The sequence below is a fragment of the Frankia sp. CgMI4 genome (assembly GCF_001756285.1).
GTDB classification, from domain to species: domain Bacteria; phylum Actinomycetota; class Actinomycetes; order Frankiales; family Frankiaceae; genus Frankia; species Frankia casuarinae.
In genome coordinates, this window is sequence record NZ_MAQZ01000076.1 from 1 (window position 1) to 4,121 (window position 4,121).

The 4,121-nt window shown below is 69.5% G+C and carries 4 protein-coding genes and 1 tRNA gene; 4 read left to right on the forward strand and 1 reads right to left on the reverse strand.

The features are described from left to right. The 4 genes from Manayef4_RS13195 to Manayef4_RS13215 form a co-directional block, all read left to right on the forward strand. Positions 1-837 (forward strand): S16 family serine protease (locus Manayef4_RS13195; protein ID WP_277870110.1); only part of this gene is annotated, 837 nt, incomplete at its 5' end. A 624-nt stretch (positions 838-1,461) separates the two neighbouring features. Continuing rightward, positions 1,462-1,956 (forward strand): hypothetical protein, encoded by a 495-nt coding sequence (locus Manayef4_RS13205; protein ID WP_070131788.1) that lies wholly within the window; start codon positions 1,462-1,464, stop codon positions 1,954-1,956. Between the two features lie 85 nt (positions 1,957-2,041). Beyond that, positions 2,042-2,758, forward strand: a complete 717-nt coding sequence (orn, locus tag Manayef4_RS13210; RefSeq protein WP_349257443.1) for an oligoribonuclease — start codon at positions 2,042-2,044, stop codon at positions 2,756-2,758. A gap of 191 nt (positions 2,759-2,949) precedes the next feature. After that, positions 2,950-3,025: transfer RNA gene (locus Manayef4_RS13215), tRNA-His, on the forward strand. Between the two features lie 77 nt (positions 3,026-3,102). On the opposite strand, the gene Manayef4_RS13220 is transcribed toward Manayef4_RS13215, so the two are convergent. Further along, complete coding sequence (locus Manayef4_RS13220) at positions 3,103-3,819, reverse strand: response regulator transcription factor (RefSeq protein WP_070131790.1); 717 nt, start codon at positions 3,817-3,819, stop codon at positions 3,103-3,105. Positions 3,820-4,121: the final 302 nt, after the last annotated feature.

Consider the following 4,121-nt stretch of genomic DNA (forward strand, 5'->3'; position numbering starts at 1 on the left):
TCGGCTGGCCCTTGGGACCCCGGCGAAGCCCCGAGCATGCGGGCCTCGCTGGGGTCCCCTGCCACATCTGGGGTCATCGCAACTTTTCTCTACCCCGTCAAGATCGTCGCCCGGGTGGCGCTCGGCGAGGCCACCCTGCCGGTGACGATCGATGCCGGGAACCTGCCCGGCTACATCGGCCGGCCGCGGCACACCCCGGAGTCGGCGGAGCGCACCGCCCTCCCGGGAGTGGCGACGGGCCTGGCGGTGACCGGCGCCGGCGGTGACGTCCTGTTCGTCGAGGCGTCGCTGGCCGACCCGGAGACCGGCGGGGCCGGGATCACCCTGACCGGGCAGCTCGGCGACGTGATGAAGGAGTCGGCGCAGATCGCGCTGTCCTACCTGCGCTCGCGCGGGGTGGAGCTGGAACTTCCCGTCGGCGATCTGGCCGACCGCGGTGTCCACGTGCACATCCCCGCGGGTGCGGTGCCGAAGGACGGGCCGAGCGCCGGGGTAACGATGACGACGGCCCTGGCGTCGCTGCTGTCCGGTCGGCCGGTCCGGGCGGATGTGGCGATGACCGGCGAGGTGTCGCTGACCGGGCGCGTGCTGCCGATCGGCGGGGTGAAGCAGAAGCTGCTCGCCGCGCACCGCGCCGGCATCACCACGGTGCTGCTGCCGGCGCGTAACGGCCCGGACCTGGACGACGTCCCGGCGCCGGTGCGCGACGCGCTCACCGTCCACCTGGTGACCGACGTCCGGGAGGTGCTGGACCTGGCCCTGGAGCCCGCCTTCGCCACCGGGCGCGCCGACCGGCCGGGCCACGGCGGGCGCTCCTCCACCCCGCTGGCCGCCTGAGGGTCACCCGCCGGCCCTGAGGGTCACCCGCCGGCCCTGAGGGTCACCCGCCGGCCCTGAGGGTCACCGGCCGTCCGAAGGCCGACCAGGGGCGGCCCAGGGGCCGGGGAGGAGGGTGAGCGAGAGCCAGCGACACGCCGGGGACAAGGTAAACACCATGTGACGAGGGACGCGGAAGACGCAGATGGCGGCTACGGTCGGGGCGTGGATCGTGGTCGCTGTCTTCGGCAGGAGCGCATCGCACAGCAGCGCATCCTGGGGCTCAGTCGGCAAGGGGTGCGCCAGCGACCGCGGGACAATCGCGGGCCCGCCCATCCGCCGAACCGGCCACCCGGCCGGCGCAGGCGCACCCGCTAGATCGTTCTGCCCTCGGCAGCCGCATCGACAAGCGGCTGCGCCTCCCGCGCCGATCCGGACAACCCATGCCGATCCGGACAACCCATACCGATCCGACGCCGCGGCGGGCGGCGTGCCCGTCAACCCGCCGTCGGCCCACTTCCTCCCTCCCCCGGCCCGACTGCGCGCTTCGATCCCGGTCGGTCCCAGGCCGCGGGAGTCGATCACCTTCCCGCCCATTAAAGTGACCCGAACCCATGGGCGGCATGGCGGAGGGACGCAGTCAGCGTGGATGCCCTCAGGCGGGGTTGGGTCGGTCTTGCGCTGTTCTTCGCTGCCCTGGTCCTGATSCCGATCCTGGTGTTCGGCTATCACAGCCAGGAACCCCGGTCCGGTCCGACCCCGGCGGCATCCCCCGCACCCGACGGTCGTCCATCCCGGTCCGGCCCGGGCGCCATGCCCACGCCGTCGTCGACGATGTCCGTCGCACCGTTCACCTTCGCCGGCATCCACCAGGGCGAGACCATCTCCGGCTTCCGCATCATCCGGGTGGAAACGACGGGCTACGCCGGCCCCCTGACGTACGTGCTGAACGGACCGACCGGGCCGTACCGGCGGGATCTCCCAGGCCCGCCGTACCTGTTCACGCCGCATCCCGGCGGATGGCRGACCTCCGAGGTCCCGGACGGGCTGTACACCCTGACCGCGATCCTGGTCGGAGCCGGGAACACTCAGATCTCCATCAGCTTCACCGTCAGTAACGGAGCAGGGACTATAGGATGATCTCGACGGAGCGGGCACTCAGCCATACGACGAGAACCCGAGGGTGCACGTGACGACGGCGACCGCAGACCATAGTGTCAGCGGGATGGATCGACTGGTGTGGATCGACTGCGAGATGACCGGCCTGGACGCCGCGTCGGATCTACTCCTGGAAGTGGCCTGCTTGGTCACGGACAGTGAGCTCAACATCCTCGACGAGGGCATCGACCTGGTCATCTCGGCGCCGGAGGAGGCGCTGCAGACCATGKAGCCGGTCGTCCGCGAGATGCACGAGGCCTCGGGCCTGACCGCCGCCGTCCGGGCGTCCACCTTGTCCCTCGACGACGCGGAGCGCCAGCTCCTCGACTACGTCCGCACCCGGATTCCCGAGGTGCGCAAGGCCCCGTTGTGCGGCAACTCGATCGCCACGGACCGCACCTTCCTCGCACGCTATCTGCCGTCGCTGGACGCTCACCTGCACTACCGCATGATCGACGTTTCGTCGATCAAGGAGCTCGCCCGCCGCTGGTACGTGCGGGCCTACTACGCGGCTCCGGTCAAACGCGGCGGCCACCGGGCCCTGGCGGACATCCAGGAGAGCATCGAGGAGCTGCGCTACTACCGACGGGCCGTGTTCGTTCCCCAGCCGGGGCCGGGCACCGAGCAGGCCCGCGCGATCGCCGCCGAGATCCGCGACCAGGCCGATGCGTCGCTGGCCTCCCTGACCGCCGGAGGCTCCGAGCACCCGCAACCGGACGACCCGGCCGGTTCACCCGCGCGGCTGGACGGGAGACCTTCCACCGCCCGCCTGAACGGGCAGTGATCTCGCAGAGCGCGGCGGGCATGACCGGGGTAACCCCCTTGCCCATCCAGTGGCGCGGACCGGTACGATAGCTTCGCTTGGTCAGGCGGCGTGGGTGGAACGTCCCGGATTCGGAATATCCCGGATTCGCACCGGTCGGAGGATCTCCGGTCCGGCCGGGTCTCCTCCTTCGGCATGGCAGCCAGGTTCTGGTGGGTGTAGCTCAGCTGGTAGAGCACCGGGTTGTGGTCCCGGTGGCCGCGGGTTCAAGTCCCGTCACCCACCCCAGARCAATATCCCGCCGACCAGGCCCCGCGGGTTGGCGGACAGAGGCCCACCGTGGCAACCGTGCGGCCCCGCCGGGCTCACTCGATGTCGAACAGCCCCTGACGAACCGCGTACATCACGGCCTCCATCCGCGAGTGCAGCTGCAGTTTGTCCAGGATGTTACGAACGTGGTTCTTGACCGTGTTCTCACTGATGAACAGCTTGCGGGCAATCTCGCGGTTCGCGCGCCCCTCAGCGACCAGCTTCAGTACCTCGAGTTCTCGCGCGGTCAGGTGCGGGGCGTGCGMCCGAGGACGGTCCTCGGTACCCCGGGCCATCGTGGCGAACTCGACCATCAACTTCGATGCCATCGAAGGACTGATCAGGCTCTGCCCATTGTGGACAGCCCGCRCCGCGTCGGCCACCTCGTGCGGCGGAATCGACTTCAGCAGGTACCCGACCGCACCCGCCTTGATCGCCTCGAACAGGTCAGACTCCTCGTCCGAGACCGTGAGCATCACGATACGCGTGCGCGGAACAGCACGTTTGATGGCACCCGCCGCGGCGATCCCGTCCCGGCCCGGCATCCGGACATCCATCAGGACGATGTCCGGCGATGTCCCGGAGGCCAAGGTCAGAGCCTCTTGACCGTTACCGGCCCGGCCGACGACGCTGATGTCCTCCTCGATCTCCAGGACCGTCTGCAGGCCCTGAAGGAACAACTCATGATCATCTACTACGAGGACCCGGATCAGCGCGGAGCCCTCGACGGAGTCGGCTTCAGCGGCCGACGGCGGCACGACACTGGCCGTCATCACACATCCGGGAATCAGGATCGAATGGTCCGAGCGGCGGCAACCCGGACGCGAACGAAAGGCGGTTCGGACACCATCCCACTCTACGTGATGAAGTACACACCCGAGGTCGTGACGGCGCCGAAGTGGTGCCACCATCTTGCCCGATAAACGCATCCGACATGCCGGAAATAGTACGCGGTGGACGCTGCCACCCACCCGCATAGGACCATGTTCGCGTGGCGAGTCGCGCCCGGTTTCCTCCTGGCAACGACCCCGGCGACCAGAGCGGCAAGCCAGCACCAACAGCACCAACAGCACCA